Source organism: Bradyrhizobium oligotrophicum, from assembly GCF_051168495.1.
Classification (GTDB): Bacteria; Pseudomonadota; Alphaproteobacteria; order Rhizobiales; family Xanthobacteraceae; genus Bradyrhizobium; species Bradyrhizobium oligotrophicum_A.
On the sequence record NZ_JBNPVB010000006.1, the window covers coordinates 273,148 to 289,526 of the forward strand.

The window sequence follows — 16,379 nt, forward strand, 5'->3', positions numbered from 1 at the left end:
GTCCCCCGGCACGCCTCACAGATCGGCACGCCACAGGAATCGCTGATGCCCGTCAAAGATGGTCGTGATGCGCCAATCTCGTTTCGCGAAATGTCGATTGATACCGAGCGTGGCTGGATGTTTCCGATCAGAAACGATCTACGGCCGTTGCCGCCGCGAAGAGCCGCGAGTACTATAGTGGGTACCACGGCCGCACTGGGACCGGAAAGCCACGCTGAGGACGGACATATCCGTTAAGCAATTGGCCGGCCGCCGCCGCATTCCGAGCGCACCGAAATGAAATTCTACAGAACAGCGAAGACCGGCAATACGCCGGAAAAACGACAGTGCTATCTGCTCGTCATCCGAACTAAGCCCCCAAGTAGTTCGGTCAAGGCCCGGTGCGCACAGATTCCCATTCTTATTCCGGCGCACCGGGCCGCCCGTTTTTCCTAGTTGATGTACTGCCAGTGAATGCGCCCTCTCCCCTTGTGGGAGAGGGCTTGTATGACAGTCCGGCTAGCTCGGTTGGGTGAGGGGTATGTCTCGGCGATCATAGCTCGCGGAGAGATACCCCTCACCCGAGCGGGTCTGTGGATGGGCCGGAGAAGCCCTTTCCCACAAGGGGAGAGGGCAATATATCGGGCAGCCCGCGGATCACAGTTTGGCTGGTCGGCCCGTCCGCGGTTCCCTCCACCGCCACCGGCCTCGCCACAATGTCGGCCGCTGTTGCGAAATTGCCTCTGGATCGGGCAGCGAAAAACCATCAAAACGGGCGTCAGCCCCGATGGTTAATCGCGCCTTAACCTCGCCCCACCTATGGTGACAACCAAGGCACCGGTTCATGGGCGATCGGCGGCTTCCACTGGTTTGGCGCGCGTTTTACGTATGGCAATGACCGCTTCACCCCCCGCGCCCGCTGGCGCCAGCCATTCGGAGAGCGAACGCTCGCCGTTTGCGCGGCTGAACGAGCTGCTCGCGCCCCATGCGCCGGGCAAGCCCATGATCACGCTCGCCGCCGGCGAGCCGCAGCATCCGGTTCCGGATTTCGTCGGCCCGGTGCTGGCCCGGCACATCGCCGATTTCGGCCGCTACCCGGCGGCCAAGGGCATCGAGCCGTTCCGCAAGGCGGCCGCCGGCTGGCTGTCGCGTCGATTCGTTCTACCGCGCGCGATCGATCCGGAGCATGAGATCCTGGTGCTGAACGGCAGCCGCGAGGGGCTGTTCTTCGCCGCGCACGCCGCGCTGCGCCATGCCGGCCCGCGCCGTGGCCGGCCTGCGATCCTGATGCCGAACCCGTTCTATCCGGTCTATGGCGTCGGCGCCCGAACTGCGGGCTGCGACTCCATCTACCTGCCGACGATTCGCGAGAACGGCTTCCTGCCGGACCTCGATGCGATCGACGAAGAGACCCTGGCGCGCACGATCGCGTTCTACATCGCCACGCCCGCCAACCCGCAGGGCTCGGTGGCCAGCGCCGACTACATGCGCAAGCTGATCCGGCTCGCCAACCGCCATGGCTTCCTGATCTTCAGCGACGAGTGCTATTCGGAGATCTACACCAGGGCGGCGCCCGGGAGCATGCTGGAGCATGCCGGGCCCGACTACGCCAACGTCGTCGCGTTCCAGTCGCTGTCGAAGCGCTCCAACGTGCCGGGCATGCGGATCGGCTTCGCCGCCGGCGACCGCAAATTCCTCGCCGCCTTCCACGAGCTGCGCAACGTCGCGGCGCCGCAGGTGCCGGTGCCGCTGCAGCAGGTTGCGGTCGCGGCCTATGCCGACGAGGCGCATGTCGAGGAGAACCGCCGGCTGTACCGCGCCAAGTTCGATCTCGCCGACCAGATCATCGGCAACCGCTACGGCTACCAGCGGCCCGACGGCGGCTTCTGCGTCTGGCTCGACGTCGCCGACCGCGGCGGCGACGAGGACGTGACGCTGCGGCTGTATCGGGAGGCCGGCGTGCGCGTGGTGCCGGGCAGCTATCTGGCGCGGCCGCAACCCGACGGTTTCAATCCCGGTGCCGGCTACATCCGTCTGGCGCTGGTGGCCGATGCCGCCTCGACCGGCGAGGCGCTGCACCGGCTGGTCGAGGCTCTGGGGTAATCGCGGGGCTGATGCAGATGCCGGCGATCGAACGAGTCATTCCCCTGGTCAATCACCTGCCGACGTCGCTGCGCGACGCGCTGGTGCGGCGGCTGCGCGAACTCGCGGGCCTCAGCCTGATCGCGCTGTGCGGCACCGCCGCCGCGGCGCTGATGACGTGGTCGGTGCAGGACCCGAGCCTGAGCCACGCGACCTCGCGCGCGATCCGCAACATCGTCGGCTATCCCGGCGCAATCAGCGCCGACCTGCTGATGCAGATCCTCGGCCTCGGCTCGATCATGGCGATCCTGCCGCTGTCGATCCGCGGCTGGCGGATGATGACCCACCGGCCGTTCGACCGCGAGGCGCTGCGCTTCGGCGCCTGGGTTCTCGGCGCGGTGATCGCCGCCGGCTTTGCCAGCTGCTGGCCGCGCTCGCAGGCCTGGCCGCTGCCGACCGGCCTCGGCGGCGTGGTCGGCGACGCCCTGGTGCGCGCGCCGGCCGTGGTGTTCGGTCCGCCCGGCCTCGTCTACCGGCTGGTGCTCGGCGGCCTGCTGCTCGTGGCGGTGATCGGCTGCCTGCTGGTTGCCGGCGGCATGGGCGCGAAGGAAGCCGACCCGAACCTGATGCCGGCCGACGAGGACGACACGCCGCTGTCCGACGCCGAGGATGACGACGACCGCAAGGCGATCCGGCTCGGCTGGGTGTTCCACGCGCTCATGAGCGCCAAGGCCCAGGTCGGCTGGTTCCTCAGCACGGCCTATCGCGCACTGGTGTCCTCCGGCCCGCAGCCGCGCGCGGCCGCAGCGGGACGGCAGGAGCCGAGCCTCGCCCGCGGCCAGAAGAAGCCGACGCTCGCGCCCGAGATGGAGCATGACGAGGGCGAGGAGGAGGAAGAGGCCGGCGAGGACGAGGAGGAAGAAGAGGAGGAGCCGGCGCCGAAGGCGCGCAAGAAGCCGGCGCCGAAGGCTCAGCCCAGGAAGTCCAACGACAAATACGACCTGCCCTCAGTGTCAATGCTGGCCGCGCCCAAGTCCACCGACCGCCAGCCGCTGTCGAAGAGCGAGCTCGAGGCCAATTCGCGCGCGCTGGAAGGCGTGCTGCAGGATTTCGGCGTGCGCGGCGAGATCGTCAAGGCGCATCCCGGCCCCGTCGTCACCCTGTACGAGCTGGAGCCGGCGCCCGGCATCAAGTCGTCGCGCGTCATCGGACTCTCCGACGACATCGCCCGCTCGATGAGCGCGCTGTCGGCCCGCGTCGCCGTCGTGCCCGGCCGCAACGCCATCGGCATCGAGCTGCCGAACGCGCACCGCGAGAAGGTTTACTTGCGCGAACTGCTGGTGGCGAAGGAGTCGACCGAGAGCGTCGCCAAGTTGCCGCTGTGCCTCGGCAAGAACATCGGCGGCGATTCCATCATCATCGATCTCGCCCGCACCCCGCACATGCTGATCGCCGGCACCACCGGCTCGGGCAAGTCGGTCGCGATCAACACCATGATCCTGAGCCTGGTCTACCGTCTGCGCCCCGACCAGTGCCGCCTGATCATGGTCGATCCGAAGATGCTCGAACTCTCCGTCTATGACGGCATTCCGCATCTGCTCACACCGGTCGTCACCGATCCGAAAAAGGCCGTCGTTGCGCTGAAATGGGCCGTGCGCGAGATGGAAGAGCGCTACAAGAAGATGGCCAAGCTCGGCGTGCGCAACATCGACGGCTACAACGCCCGCCTGGCTGAAGCGCGCAACAAGGGCGAGGAGCTGACGCGCACCGTTCATACCGGCTTCGACAAGGAGACCGGCAAGGCGATCTACGAGGAGGAGAAGCTCGACCTCGATCCCCTGCCCTACATCGTCATCATCGTCGACGAGATGGCCGACCTGATGATGGTCGCCGGCAAGGACATCGAAGGCACGGTACAGCGCCTCGCCCAGATGGCGCGCGCCGCCGGCCTGCACGTCATCCTGGCAACGCAGCGCCCGTCGGTCGACGTCATCACCGGCACCATCAAGGCGAACTTCCCGACCCGCATCTCCTTCCAGGTCACCTCCAAGATCGACAGCCGCACCATTCTCGGCGAGATGGGCGCCGAGCAGCTGCTCGGCCAGGGCGACATGCTCTACATGGCCGGCGGCGGCCGCATCAGCCGCGTGCACGGCCCGTTCTGTTCCGACGAGGAGGTCGAGAAAGTCGTCAAGCACCTCAAGGCCCAGGGCTCGCCGGAATATCTGGAGGCGGTCACCGCCGAGGAGCCGAGCGAGGAGGACGGCGCCGTGTTCGACGCCACCGGCATGGGCGGCGGCGGCGGCGACGACCTGTTCTCCCAGGCGGTCGCCGTGGTCAAACGCGACCGCAAGGCCTCCACCAGCTACATTCAACGGCGGCTGCAGATCGGCTATAACAAGGCCGCTTCGCTGATGGAGCGGATGGAACAGGAAGGCATCGTCGGCCAGGCCAACCACGCCGGCAAGCGCGAGATCCTGGTGCCCGAGGAAGAAGGCGGGTTCTGACCCGCGCAATCGGTCCCAGATCCGCCGTTTCCTGGTCGTAACTTCACGCAATTACGATCACGCTGACCGATCGAACCAAGATAGAAACGCGTAGGAATCAGGACGTCGTTTTGAAAAGCTCCTTGTCGAACAGCCCCTTTTCGCTTCCCGCACTCCCCCACGGGCGCCGCATGTCCGCCCGCCTGGTGGCGTGCGCGGTTGCGGCGTGCGCCTTGACCGGTGTCGCCGGTCACGCGGCCGCCCAGACCACGCCGGCTCCCAAATCGGGCCAGAAGAGCGCCGCCGACGCGCAGCGCGGCGGGCCGGCGACCACCCAGACCGCGCCGCCGAACCCGATCATTCCCGATCCCCGGCGCAACGTTCCCGCCAGCATCTTCACCTCGTTCGACGCCAACCAGAAGGCGGTCGCAGCCAAGGTCAGCGCCTATCTGTCGTCGCTGCAGACGCTGGTCGGAAACTTCGTGCAGGTCGGGCCGGACGGCAGCAAGACCAAGGGCGACTTCTACATCCAGAAGCCCGGCAAGGTCCGCTTCGAATACGAGCCGCCGACGCCGATCGACATCGTCGCCGACGGCTCCTCGCTGGTCGTGCGCGACCGCAAGCTTGCCACCCAGGACGTCTATCCGCTGTCGCAGACGCCGCTGCGTTATCTCCTGTCCGACCGCATCGACCTGCTCAAGGACACCAACGTCATCGCGGTCGCCTCCGACGACCTCTACGTCACGATCACGATCGAGGAGAAGCAGGCGCTGATCGGCACCAGCCGGCTGATGCTGATGCTCGGCGCCAAGGACGGCCAGCTCAAGCAGTGGACCGTGACCGATCCGCAGGGCTACGACACGACGATCGCGGTCTACAATCTCGACACCACCAAGAAGCTCGATCCGGCGATGTTCAAGATCGACTTCACGAACTATCCGACCACGCCGCCGGGCTGACGCACGCGGTCCGGCTCAGTTCGCTTCGAGCCCGCGGACCTTCCATTGCGCCTCGGACAGCGACAGCTTCTCGAAGCGCTTGCGCGCCTCGTCGAGGTCGTCGGCGGCGATCGCGTCGCAACCGGGACGGGCGCGCAGGATCATCGCGGTCGTCGGCCAGCTCAGCCGCGCGGCCTTGCAGGCCAGCAGCAGATCCGTGAGGCGATCCTCATCGAGCAGCGATTCGATCGTCTCGATGGCGACGACGCAGAGCAGCGCCAGCGCCGCGATGACGGCGGGAAAATCGCCGGTCACGCAGAAGCGGTTGACGGCGGAATCGCCGAGCTTGCCGGTGCGGTTGAGCGTGGCGACCTCGGTCTTGACCTGCTCATAGTCCCAGATCGCGCGCATCGCCGCGCCGGGCGAACGCGTCGGCGTCGCCTGCAGGGTGGCGCGGGTCGCAGGCGGCGCGGCCTTGATGAAGCGGGTGCGGGCGCCCTCGGTGGCCGCGGCGACGAAGGCGCGCGACAGCTTGGCCGGCAGATCGGTGCGCAGCGCCAGCTTTTCGGCGAGATCCTCGTCGCGTTCGGCGATCTTGAACAGGCTGCGGTAGCCGTCCTCGGACAGTTTGGCGGTGAGGTTCTGCGCCAGCGCCATGCGCACGGCGGGGAAGCCGCGGGCGATCAACGGCGTGGTGAGATTGTCGCCGATCCCCCTGCGGCTGGCGAGCGCGACGAGATGCGCCGGGCTGGAGGTCCTGACGAACTCGGCGAGGTCGCGCTCGGTCAGCACCTGTGCCTTGGCCAGCATCGGCCCGGCGACGCGCAATTCGGGATGCACCGCGAGCAGGCGGGCGGTCGCATAGGGCGCGCGCTCGACGCCGGCCAGCGCCATGCTCAGCTCGGCCAGCACGTCGGTCGCAACCTGCGGCATCAGCCGCGCAAACATCTGGTCATAGAGGTCGAGCTGCTCCGCGGACGCCGGCCGCGGACCGGCCAGGAACAGGCCGGTGGTCCGGCGCAACATGTCGGTGGCGAACTCGGACACCGTCCGCGCATCGCCCGCAGGCGTCTTGACGGAGGCAGCTGCCGGAGGCGCTGGGGGCATCGCACGTCTCTCGTTGTCGGCGCCCGCGCGACTGGGACGGACGCGGTCGATCGTGATTTTCGGAAGAATGCGAACACCGGACTAAAGGGGCGTTAAGCCCAAGTGCCGGGAACCGTCCAGTCCATGGCCGTCGTTAACGGATTTCGCCGCGGTCAGCGGCCTTGTTCCTGTATTGTTCTTGCGAAGCCAATCGGCTTCCGCTAGCCTCGGTGCCGGGAGGGGCACCATGGTCCAGCGCGTTTCCACCGTCGCCTTCGAAGGGATCGATGCCCGCGCGGTCGACGTGCAGGTCCAGGTCGCGCCGGGGCTGCCGGCCTTTGCGATCGTCGGCCTGCCGGACAAGGCGGTGTCGGAGGCGCGCGAGCGGGTGCGCTCGGCGCTGATCGCCTCCGGCCTCGCGCTGCCGGCGCGGCGCATCACCGTGAATCTCGCGCCGGCCGACGTGCCGAAGGAAGGCAGCCATTATGATCTGCCGATCGCACTCGGCCTGATGGCCGCGATCGGCGCGATTCCGCCGGATGCGCTCGGCGGCTTCACCGTGCTCGGCGAACTCGGCCTCGACGGCTCGATCGCGCCGGTCGCGGGTGTCCTGCCGGCCGCGATCGGCGCCAACGCCCGCGAGGAAGGCCTGATCTGCCCGGCCGCCTGCGGCGCCGAGGCGGCGTGGGCGAGCCCCGACCTGCAGATCATCGCGGCGAGCTCGCTGATCCAGATCGCCAACCATTTCAAGGGCACGCAGGTGCTGTCGCGGCCGCAGCCGAAGATCCAGGAGGCACCGGCCAGCCTGCTCGATCTGCGCGACATCAAGGGCCAGGAGAGCGGCAAGCGCGCGCTCGAGATCGCCGCCGCAGGTGGGCATCATCTGCTGATGATCGGCTCGCCCGGCGCCGGCAAGTCGATGCTTGCGGCGCGGCTGCCGTCGATCCTGCCGCCGCTGTCGCCGGCCGAGCTGCTTGAAGTGTCGATGATCGCCTCGGTCGCCGGCGAGATCGAGGGCGGCGCGCTGACCAACCGGCGCCCGTTCCGCAGCCCGCATCATTCCGCCAGCATGGCAGCGCTGACCGGCGGCGGCCTGCGCGCCCGGCCCGGCGAGATCTCGCTGGCGCATCAGGGCGTGCTGTTCCTCGACGAGTTGCCGGAGTTCGATCCGCGCGTGCTGGATTCGCTGCGCCAGCCGTTGGAGAACGGCGAGGTCTCGATCTCGCGCGCCAATCACCGCGTCACCTACCCTGCCCGCTTCATGCTGGTCGCGGCGATGAACCCGTGCCGCTGCGGAAACGCCTTCGAGCCCGGCTATGCCTGCAAGCGCGGCCGCATCGACCGCTGCACGTCCGACTACCAGATGCGCATCTCCGGCCCACTGATGGACCGCATCGATCTGCGCATCGAGGTGCCCGCGGTGACCGCCGCCGATTTGATCCTGCCGCCGTCGAAGGAAGGCTCCGCCGAGGTCGCCGCCCGCGTCGCCGCCGCGCGCGATCTGCAGCGCCAACGCTACGCCAAGGCCGGCCTGCCGCACGTCAGAACCAACGCCGAGGCGCCCGCCGCTGTGCTCGACGACATCGCCAAGCTCGATGCACCCGGCCAGAAGCTGCTGCGCGAAGCCGCCGAGACGATGCGGCTGTCGGCCCGCGGCTATCACCGCGTGCTGCGTGTGGCACGCACGCTCGCCGATCTCGACCATGCCGAGACGATCGGCCGGCTGCATCTCGCGGAGGCGCTGTCGTATCGCGCGCTCGCCGAGGACAACCGCCACGCGATGGTTGGACTACCATAATACCTCAAAGCTCCAGATTTCCCCTGCGAGCCCGTGAAAATTTTGGACACGTAAGAACTTTTTAGCCGTTAAGGACTTGACTCTGCTATTATCGTGTGACGAATCGAGACAACCCGCAATTGAAGTCGGCCCGAGCCTCCGCCTTGGGGGCGTTGTCGCGATTCCGGGAGAGGGCAAATCATGAAGCACGCAGCAGCTGAACACGATGATCTGGTGAAATTCGTTACTCTTTCCGGCCCTGGCGTCGATGCTCTTGAAACGCGTAAAGAGACAAATAACCACCCGAAGGTGACAGCGAAAGAGTTGCGCATTAGTTTCGACAAGGTCAAGATTGATCTGTTTTCGGGGCTGGCAGCCTTGGTTCGCAGTTAAGAAGGCTGCCCCCTTGCCTTAGGGGAGCGAAGATAATTGAGCAGATTTTACGCTACAGAAACTGAGATTTCTGAGCGAATCGAGTTCCTAAAAGACATCGGTCGCTCCCTTCAAACGGCAAACGTTATTCCCAGCACCGTAATATTTCGTGAAGCTCGGGTTGCTCCGATGGTTCGCGGATACTTTTTGTTGAATAAGGCCTACAAGAATTGGCGCATACATTCTGGCCACAACACCGAGAAACCAAAGATCGGTGCTTTAATGGCTGTCGCCATAAATCGGTTCCAGCCGTTCCTTCCGATTCATCCGGCTAACGTCAAAGATACAGCCGAAGCTCGTTGCAACGAAGTTTACGCTCTTACGTATGCTCTCTCTATTTTGGAAAAGCCGTTCACTCCGGATACTCCCGAGAAATTGGATTTCTGGCACCGAGTATTGGAGATCATTAGTGGCTCCTCGTGCGTGACGCTAGAACCCTATTTCGTTGACGTAAGGTATCAGACTGATCGGGCGCTCAACGAATATACACTCGCTATCCAACCTCAAGATAAGCTTTCGATAAACAGTCTCATTTCTATATTCGAACTAATATCAGACAAAGGTGATGCGCTCCGCCGCTAAAGGATAAGCTCCTTCATACCGATTGTGGATGCTTAGGTTGAATTCGACGACCACGAGAGCTGCTGAATGCCCTCAAACTTTGCACTACGTAGTCGCGCTCGCCAGGCATATTGGCGGCATAGCCGTTGTCGGCGGCAATTTGTGAAACGGCTTCGTCGACCTTCTTGGTGACTTCGCGAAGATTTTCGTCAGAGCGATCTAAAGGTAACGGCTCCCATAGAGAAGGTACCGGTTCTTCAAAATCATCTGACGTCAGAGCCAATCGGCTATATTCATGATCAACATCGACAAGAGCTTCAGCCAGCCAAGACAAATTCTGGACCTCTGCATAGCGAGCGAAGATCGGAATTTTTCGTCCTTCGCCTTCAAAGATCCATTCCCACGTTAAAAGCGGCTTGCATCGATAAAGGTGAGGCCCGAAGTCCTCACGCGTCATCTCAATAACGTCTGCTTCAATAAGAACACGCATGCCCGCGTTCACTAATGCAGGCCAGTTGAAGGATTGACGAAACCCTTCGTCTTCTCGAGTAAGAGCGAACTGAAGCTGGTTGAGAGTGAACAGCGAGTTTCTCAGCTGCATGACGCCAAGCGCCAAAGCGAGAGCATAGTACTCAGGCCCGCGCTTAATGAACGAAGGCTTATCCATCATGGGGGCCCTGTCGACAATTGAGAGGTAAAAGGTTCCTTACCAAAGGTCGATCAATCGCGCTATTGTAGTCAACGATTGAGCAATCTAACAGCCATCATTCAAAATTCCACACTGCAGCAAGTCTCATAGGCTCCCCTTTTTCCCCTTCAACACTCTGGTAACGACTTCTCTTTACGCTCCGACAACCATAAGGCCCGCGTTTTTGTCATCAGGCCTTCCGCGTCGGTGCGTATCATGTTGCGTTTCAAGGTCCTCGTTTCGGCCGTGCCGCTGATCGCGGTTGCGGTCATTGCCAAGCTCGAATTGGCGCCCTCCCCGCAGCCCTGCATTGCCGTCGGAGCCGACACCGTCGCGCTCGGCTCCGCGCCCTTTCACCCTGATCTCCGCGTCGACTTCACCGACGATCCCGCGCTCGCCACCGTCCGCGTCGCACTGGCCGAGAATCCGGAAACGGCCGACTTTGTCGTGGTGGACGATGCTCCGATAGGGGAAGACCAGGGCTGCGGCCTGACTGCCGCCACCCAGCTCGTCTCGCTCGCAGCCGATCCGCCCGCGGACGCGCCGCGGATCTATCTCGCCCGGGACGATGGCGCGGATGGGCCGGCGGACTATCGCATCTATGTCCGCTCCAGCCGCGTCACCGCGCGCGAGGCCGCCGCGCTGCTGGTCGGCGCACGCCGCCATGCCTCATCACAGCCTCACGCGGTGCTGTAGGCCGGACCTAACGGCCGGTTCACCATCTCTGCACGGCGGAATCCCACGTGCACGACCTGTCAAAGTCTCAGCAATACCGACGCCGCATGGTGCGGGCCGGCCAGGACATTGGGATCGCAATCGCCCGGGGGTGACGATGGGACGGACTCTACGTATCAGGCTGCGCCTGCGCCGTTTCATGCGCCGGCATCAGACCGTGTTCACGATCCTGCGCTCGCTGATGATCTTCTCCGCCGGCTTCGGCGGCGCCTATGGCTTCATCAAGGCCAGCATCTCCGACAAATCCGGCTACAATCCGCATAGTTTCGCGATCGGCGCCAGCTTCCTGTTCGCACTCGCCTGCGTCGGCCTCGCCACGCTCAGCATGCGCTTGCGCTTCGTCGGCAAGAAGCTGCACAAGATCGCACTTCACAACGAGGTGCTGGCCGACCGGAACTGGGAGCTGCAGGAGGCCGAGCAGCGTGCGCGCAATCTGTTCGAGCAGCAGGGCGATCTCATCGTCATGCGCGAGGCCTGCGGCACCATCATCTTCGTCAACGACGCCTATTGCCGGATGGCCGGCCTCGATCGCGAGAGTCTGGTCGACAGCCGGTTCGCCTTCGAGCTCATCGAGCAAGGCGAGAGCGCGCTGGAGCCGAGCGGCACCCGCGTCCACGACCAGCGCATCGACAGCGCCATCGGCCCGCGCTGGATCGCCTGGCGCGAAGCGTGGGTGCGCTCCGATGCCGGACACCCCGCCGTGCTGCAATGTGTCGGCCGCGACGTCACCGACCGCACCGAGACGGAGCGGGCGCTGGCCGATGCCCGCGACCAGGCCAATGCCGCGAACCGCGCCAAGTCGCGCTTCCTGGCGATGGCCAGCCATGAGATCCGGACGCCGCTGAACGGCATCCTCGGCATGAGCGGACTGCTGCTGGAGACACATCTCACGCCGGAACAGGCCACCTACGCCAAGGCGGTGCGGACCTCGGGCGATGCGCTGATGTCGCTGATCGACGAGCTGCTCGACTATTCCAAGATCGAGGCCGGCAAGCTGGCGCTGGAGGCGCAGCCGTTCTCGCTGACGGCGCTGATCGAGGAGATCACCGAGCTGCTGGCGCCGCGCGCGCAAGGCAAGCAACTGGAAATGGCCGCCTATCTGGACGAGCGGCTGCCGACCTGGGTCACGGGCGACGCAGCGCGGCTGCGCCAGGTGCTGCTCAACCTCGCCGGCAACGCCATCAAGTTCACGAGCAAAGGCGGCGTCGCTGTCATCGCCGAGCCCGGCATCTGGCCGAACGAGATCAGCTTCCAGGTGCGCGACACCGGCATCGGTATCGCGACCGAAGCGCAGGAACGCATCTTCCGCGAATTCGAGCAGGCCGATGACAGCGTCGCACGCAGCTTCGGCGGCACCGGGCTTGGCCTTGCGATTTCCGACCGCATCGTGAAACGGATGGGCGGGCGGATCAAGCTGCAGAGCCAGCTCGGCGCCGGCTCGACCTTCGAGGTTGCGGTGCCGCTGCCGGCCGCGTTGGAGCGCGGCGAGCAGAACAGCTTCCGCGGACCGGACATGACCGGGCACTCGATCATGCTGGTCGCGCCGGGAGGTTTGCAGGCCGAGCTGATCGAGCGGCGGCTGCAGAACTGGGGCGCGCAGACCTGCCTGGTCGCGGAGATCGAGGTGGCGGAAGCGCTGCTGCCGGAACGCGCGTGGCACGCCGTGCTGATCGACGACGCCGTCGGCAGCGCCGCGGCGCTTCGCCTCGGCGAAGCCGCGCGGCGCCATACGACGCGCCTGATCGTATTGGTGACGCCGGTGAGCCGCCACGAGCTGATGCCGGCGGCGCCGTTCAATGGCTATCTGGTCAAGCCGCTGCGCGCCGCCTCGCTCGCCGCTCGCATCACGTTGGATGTGGATGACCCAGCTTCGGCGCTTGCCGACGAGCCCGTCCCGACGATCGCGCCACCGATCGTGGCGCAGGCGGGCGCGAGCCTGTCGATCCTGGTCGCCGAGGACAACGACATCAACGCGCTGCTGATGCGCTCACTGCTGACCAAGCTCGGCCATCAGGCCGACATCGCCGTGCACGGCGAGGCCGCGCTCGAGTCCTGGCTCGCGGCGCGTTCGGCCGGCACGCCCTACGACCTCATCCTGATGGACGTCCAGATGCCCCGGCTCGACGGCATCGCCGCCGCCAAGCGCATCCGCGCCCACGAGGCCGGCGAGCCCGGCCGGCGCACCCCGATCCTGGCGCTGACCGCCAATGCCCTGGTCGAGGACCGCTACGCCTGTTTCGAAGCCGGCATGGATGGCTTCCTGGTCAAGCCGATCGACCGCGACAAGCTGGACGAGGCGCTGGCCAATCTGGCCGCGGCGCGGCAGGTGGCCGCGTAGTTATGAGTTTGTTGTAAGGAAGGTGCTTGCGCTCCCTCTCCCCGTTCTTCACGGGGAGAGGGTCGCTGTGGGGGCAGCCACATGGGTGGTGCTGTTTCTCAGGCGCTAAGAAGGCGCATACCCGTCCGATAGACTCTGATCCGAGCTGCGCATGTGCCATGCCCCTCACCCGGATTGCTGCGCAATCCGACCTCTCCCCGCAAAGGGCGGGGAGAGGTTGGAATGGCGCAAGCCTCAGCACCGTGCTCATCACTTCAACAGGACAACATCTTCAGCTGAGGTCCGCATCTGCTTGTGCAGCTCAACTCACAACCGCCGCAGCGCGACCGTCTCGATCTCGTGGTCGGCGCCCTTCTTCAAAATCAGCGTCGCGCGCGGGCGGGTCGGCAGGATGTTGTCCTCGAGATTGGCTAGGTTGGTACGCTCCCAGATTGCGATGGCGGTGGCAGTGGCCTCTTCGTCCGACAGCAATGCGTAGCGGTTGAAGTAGGAGCGCGGGTCATGGAACGCGGTGTCGCGCAAGGACAAGAACCGCTTCACGTACCATTTGCGCAGCACCGCCTCGTCGGCATCGATGTAGACGGAGAAGTCGAAAAAGTCCGACACCACCGGCACCGCCTTGCCGTCGCGCGGCAAGGGCCCGGTCTGCAGGACATTGACGCCTTCGACGATCAGGATGTCCGGCTGGTCGATCTCGGTCCACTGATTGGGCACGATGTCATAGCTGAGATGCGAATAGACCGGCGCGCGTACCGGATGGCGGCCGGCCTTGATGTCGGAGAGGAAGGCGAGCAGCCGTGACTTGTCGTAGCTCTCCGGAAAGCCCTTCTTCTGCATCAGGCCCTCCCGTTCGAGCACGGCGTTCGGAAACAGAAAACCGTCGGTGGTGATGAGGTCGACCTTCGGCCGCGGCGACCAGCGCGCCAGCAGCGCCTGCAGCACGCGCGCGGTGGTCGACTTGCCGACCGATACCGAGCCGGCGACGCCGATGATGTAGGGCATCTTGCGGTCGCGGATGCCGAGGAACTGGCGCTGCGCGTAGTACAGCCGCTGCGCGGCGTCGACATACATCGACAGCAGCCGCGACAGCGGCAGATAGATGTCCTCGACCTCCTTCAGATCGAGGCGATCGTGCATCGAGCGCAGCTTGGAGAACTCGCCGGGCTCCAAGGTCATCGGCGTATCGTTGCGCAGCTCGGCCCATTGTTCGCGGGTGAAGATGCGGTAAGGATTATATTGTTGTTCGGTGGTGCGCATATCCATGATGCTGCCCTTCGTTTCCCCCCGCCGCCGCGCCCTACTCCGTCTTGCGCGACGCCTTTTCTTCCAGCCCCGATTGACCGGTGCGCTTGCCGAGCGCCGCCTCGACCTCCTCGAGCCGGACGTCGCGCGACTTCAGCAATACCAACAGATGAAACAGCAGATCGGCACTTTCAGAGATCAGGTGGTCTCGGTCGGTGCCGACGGCGGCAATGACCGTCTCAACGGCTTCCTCGCCCATCTTCTTGGCGCATTGCGACGGGCCCTTGTCGAGCAGCTTGCGCGTATAGGACACCTCGGCGCCCGCCGTGGCGCGCGCGTCGATGATGGCAGCCAGATCGTGAAGCGTGAAGCGGGACATCAGCCAGTGCTCGGAACGCTGCCCGCCATGGACGGCGGGTCAAGACAGCGTTCATCTAACATTTTTGCGGCGCAATGTCGTCAGGGATCGAGCCGCATCGGCAGGCCCTGGCGCACCATGTGCTCCTTGGCCTGACGGATGGTAAATTCCCCGAAATGGAAGATCGAGGCCGCGAGCACCGCGGTCGCCCTGCCCTGCCGGATGCCGTCCACCAGGTGATCGAGATTGCCGACGCCGCCGGACGCGATCACCGGCACCGGGACGCTGTCGGCGACCGCCCGGGTCAGCGGGATGTCGAACCCCTGGCGCGTGCCGTCGCGGTCCATCGAGGTCAGCAGGATCTCGCCGGCCCCCAGCGATACCACCTCCTGGGCATATTCCATGGCATCGATGCCGGTCGATTTGCGGCCGCCATGGGTGAAGATCTCCCAGCGCGAGCCGCCGCCCGGCCGGGCGACCGACTTGGCATCGATCGCGACCACGATGCACTGCTCGCCGAACTTCTCGGCCGCCTCCTTGACGAATTCGCGCCGCGCAACGGCAGCCGAATTGATCGAGACCTTGTCGGCGCCGGAGCGCAGCAGGGTCTTGATATCCTCGATGGTGCGGACGCCGCCGCCGACCGTGACCGGCATGAAGCAGGCTTCCGCCGTGCGCCGGACGACGTCCAGCATGATGCCGCGGTTCTCGTGGGTGGCGGTGATGTCGAGGAAGCAGAGCTCGTCGGCGCCGGCGGCGTCATAGGCGATCGCCGCTTCCACCGGATCGCCGGCGTCGCGCAGATTGACGAAGTTGACGCCCTTGACGACCCGTCCGTCCTTGACGTCGAGGCAGGGAATGACACGGACCTTGAACATTGTGTTCTCCCCTACCCGCGCGCCGCGCGGATCAGCGCCAAGGCCTCGGCCGGATCGAGCCGCCCGTCATACAGCGCGCGGCCAGCGATGGCGCCTTCGAGCTTGTTCGCGCGTGGCGTCAGCATCGCCTTGACGTCCTCGATCGAGGCGAGGCCGCCGGAGGCGATCACGGGGATCGAGATGGCGTCGCCGAGCGCGATGGTGGCATCGAGGTTGAGGCCCTTGAGCAAGCCATCGCGCGCGATGTCGGTGAAGATGATCGCGGCGACGCCGGCATCCTCGAACCGCTTGGCGATATCGAGTGCGGTCACTTCGGAGGTCTCGGCCCAGCCTTCGACCGCGACCTTGCCGTCGCGGGCATCGAGCCCGACGGCGACGCGGCCGGGAAACGCTTTGGCAGCGGTCTTCACCAGCTCGGGATCGCGCACCGCGGCGGTGCCGATGATGACGCGGGTGATGCCCTTGTTGAGCCAGGCCTCCACCGTCTTGAGATCGCGGATGCCGCCGCCGAGCTGCACCGGCATCTTGACGACCTCGAGCATCTTCTCGACAGCCTGCGCATTGACGGGCTTGCCGGCGAACGCGCCGTCGAGATCGACGACGTGGAGATAGTCAAACCCCTGGTCGGCGAAGCTCTTGGCCTGCGCGGCGGGATCGAGATTGAACACGGTGGCACGCGCCATGTCGCCCTGCTCCAGGCGCACGCATTGGCCGTTCTTCAGATCGATGGCGGGAAACAGGATCATATCTGGTGTCTCTCAAGAGCGTGCCCTGCCCGCCCCGGGGCGAACAGGACGAC

General features: G+C 65.3%; 14 protein-coding genes. 8 read left to right on the forward strand and 6 right to left on the reverse strand.

From position 1 onward, the window contains the following. The first annotated feature begins 867 nt into the window (after positions 1 to 867). From ACQR1B_RS14820 to ACQR1B_RS14830, 3 genes are all read left to right on the forward strand, one after another. Positions 868 to 2,082: an aminotransferase class I/II-fold pyridoxal phosphate-dependent enzyme gene (locus ACQR1B_RS14820; RefSeq protein WP_434835914.1), complete on the forward strand. Its 1,215-nt coding sequence runs from the start codon at positions 868 to 870 to the stop codon at positions 2,080 to 2,082. Between the two features lie 11 nt (positions 2,083 to 2,093). Then, on the forward strand, positions 2,094 to 4,568 hold the full coding sequence (locus ACQR1B_RS14825) for a DNA translocase FtsK (RefSeq protein ID WP_434835913.1): 2,475 nt from the start codon (positions 2,094 to 2,096) through the stop codon (positions 4,566 to 4,568). Between the two features lie 185 nt (positions 4,569 to 4,753). Next, positions 4,754 to 5,506, forward strand: a complete 753-nt coding sequence (locus ACQR1B_RS14830) for an outer membrane lipoprotein carrier protein LolA (protein ID WP_434835982.1) — start codon at positions 4,754 to 4,756, stop codon at positions 5,504 to 5,506. Between the two features lie 15 nt (positions 5,507 to 5,521). Here the strand turns inward: ACQR1B_RS14830 and ACQR1B_RS14835 are convergent, their stop codons facing one another. Beyond that, positions 5,522 to 6,592: a DUF2336 domain-containing protein gene (locus tag ACQR1B_RS14835; RefSeq protein ID WP_434835912.1), complete on the reverse strand. Its 1,071-nt coding sequence runs from the start codon at positions 6,590 to 6,592 to the stop codon at positions 5,522 to 5,524. A gap of 226 nt (positions 6,593 to 6,818) precedes the next feature. Between ACQR1B_RS14835 and ACQR1B_RS14840 the strand changes: the two genes are divergently transcribed. The 3 genes from ACQR1B_RS14840 to ACQR1B_RS14850 all read left to right on the forward strand — a co-directional run bounded on the left by ACQR1B_RS14840 (position 6,819) and on the right by ACQR1B_RS14850 (position 9,362). Further along, on the forward strand, positions 6,819 to 8,369 hold the full coding sequence (locus ACQR1B_RS14840; protein ID WP_434835911.1) for a YifB family Mg chelatase-like AAA ATPase: 1,551 nt from the start codon (positions 6,819 to 6,821) through the stop codon (positions 8,367 to 8,369). 180 nt (positions 8,370 to 8,549) lie between these two features. After that, the gene (locus ACQR1B_RS14845; RefSeq protein WP_434835910.1) at positions 8,550 to 8,741 is read left to right on the forward strand and encodes a hypothetical protein; all 192 of its coding nucleotides are present in this window, start codon (positions 8,550 to 8,552) and stop codon (positions 8,739 to 8,741) included. 36 nt (positions 8,742 to 8,777) lie between these two features. After that, positions 8,778 to 9,362 (forward strand): hypothetical protein, encoded by a 585-nt coding sequence (locus ACQR1B_RS14850; RefSeq protein WP_434835909.1) that lies wholly within the window; start codon positions 8,778 to 8,780, stop codon positions 9,360 to 9,362. A 13-nt stretch (positions 9,363 to 9,375) separates the two neighbouring features. Here ACQR1B_RS14850 and ACQR1B_RS14855 read toward each other — a convergent pair whose 3' ends face one another. Continuing rightward, positions 9,376 to 10,011: a hypothetical protein gene (locus ACQR1B_RS14855; protein WP_434835908.1), complete on the reverse strand. Its 636-nt coding sequence runs from the start codon at positions 10,009 to 10,011 to the stop codon at positions 9,376 to 9,378. 234 nt (positions 10,012 to 10,245) lie between these two features. Here ACQR1B_RS14855 and ACQR1B_RS14860 point away from each other — a divergent pair, with 234 nt between their 5' ends. Together ACQR1B_RS14860 and ACQR1B_RS14865 are read left to right on the forward strand one after the other, a co-directional pair. After that, on the forward strand, positions 10,246 to 10,725 hold the full coding sequence (locus ACQR1B_RS14860) for a hypothetical protein (RefSeq protein WP_434835907.1): 480 nt from the start codon (positions 10,246 to 10,248) through the stop codon (positions 10,723 to 10,725). A 136-nt stretch (positions 10,726 to 10,861) separates the two neighbouring features. After that, a complete protein-coding gene (locus ACQR1B_RS14865; RefSeq protein WP_434835906.1) occupies positions 10,862 to 13,102 on the forward strand; it encodes an ATP-binding protein in 2,241 nt (746 codons plus the stop codon). A gap of 306 nt (positions 13,103 to 13,408) precedes the next feature. Here ACQR1B_RS14865 and coaA read toward each other — a convergent pair whose 3' ends face one another. From coaA to hisA, 4 genes are all read right to left on the reverse strand, one after another. Further along, positions 13,409 to 14,365 (reverse strand): type I pantothenate kinase, encoded by a 957-nt coding sequence (gene coaA / locus ACQR1B_RS14870; protein ID WP_434835905.1) that lies wholly within the window; start codon positions 14,363 to 14,365, stop codon positions 13,409 to 13,411. Positions 14,366 to 14,399: 34 nt separating this feature from the next. Beyond that, positions 14,400 to 14,723, reverse strand: a complete 324-nt coding sequence (locus ACQR1B_RS14875) for a phosphoribosyl-ATP diphosphatase (RefSeq protein WP_434835904.1) — start codon at positions 14,721 to 14,723, stop codon at positions 14,400 to 14,402. 80 nt (positions 14,724 to 14,803) lie between these two features. Continuing rightward, a complete protein-coding gene (hisF, locus tag ACQR1B_RS14880; RefSeq protein WP_434835903.1) occupies positions 14,804 to 15,580 on the reverse strand; it encodes an imidazole glycerol phosphate synthase subunit HisF in 777 nt (258 codons plus the stop codon). An 11-nt stretch (positions 15,581 to 15,591) separates the two neighbouring features. Next, positions 15,592 to 16,326, reverse strand: coding sequence for a 1-(5-phosphoribosyl)-5-[(5-phosphoribosylamino)methylideneamino]imidazole-4-carboxamide isomerase (hisA, locus tag ACQR1B_RS14885; protein ID WP_434835902.1), 735 nt, complete (start codon positions 16,324 to 16,326; stop codon positions 15,592 to 15,594). Positions 16,327 to 16,379 lie beyond the last annotated feature (53 nt).

Excerpts from the sequence above, each read along its gene's own strand:
- hisA (WP_434835902.1), bottom strand. The coding sequence starts at position 16,326 with ATGATCCTGTTTCCCGCCATCGATCTGAAGAACGGCCAATGCGTGCGC.
- ACQR1B_RS14825 (WP_434835913.1), top strand. The coding sequence starts at position 2,094 with ATGCAGATGCCGGCGATCGAACGAGTCATTCCCCTGGTCAATCACCTG.
- coaA (WP_434835905.1), bottom strand. The coding sequence starts at position 14,365 with ATGGATATGCGCACCACCGAACAACAATATAATCCTTACCGCATCTTC.
- ACQR1B_RS14860 (WP_434835907.1), top strand. The coding sequence starts at position 10,246 with ATGTTGCGTTTCAAGGTCCTCGTTTCGGCCGTGCCGCTGATCGCGGTT.
- hisF (WP_434835903.1), bottom strand. The coding sequence starts at position 15,580 with ATGTTCAAGGTCCGTGTCATTCCCTGCCTCGACGTCAAGGACGGACGG.
- ACQR1B_RS14840 (WP_434835911.1), top strand. The coding sequence starts at position 6,819 with ATGGTCCAGCGCGTTTCCACCGTCGCCTTCGAAGGGATCGATGCCCGC.
- ACQR1B_RS14855 (WP_434835908.1), bottom strand. The coding sequence starts at position 10,011 with ATGATGGATAAGCCTTCGTTCATTAAGCGCGGGCCTGAGTACTATGCT.
- ACQR1B_RS14865 (WP_434835906.1), top strand. The coding sequence starts at position 10,862 with ATGGGACGGACTCTACGTATCAGGCTGCGCCTGCGCCGTTTCATGCGC.
- ACQR1B_RS14835 (WP_434835912.1), bottom strand. The coding sequence starts at position 6,592 with ATGCCCCCAGCGCCTCCGGCAGCTGCCTCCGTCAAGACGCCTGCGGGC.
- ACQR1B_RS14845 (WP_434835910.1), top strand. The coding sequence starts at position 8,550 with ATGAAGCACGCAGCAGCTGAACACGATGATCTGGTGAAATTCGTTACT.
- ACQR1B_RS14875 (WP_434835904.1), bottom strand. The coding sequence starts at position 14,723 with ATGTCCCGCTTCACGCTTCACGATCTGGCTGCCATCATCGACGCGCGC.
- ACQR1B_RS14820 (WP_434835914.1), top strand. The coding sequence starts at position 868 with ATGGCAATGACCGCTTCACCCCCCGCGCCCGCTGGCGCCAGCCATTCG.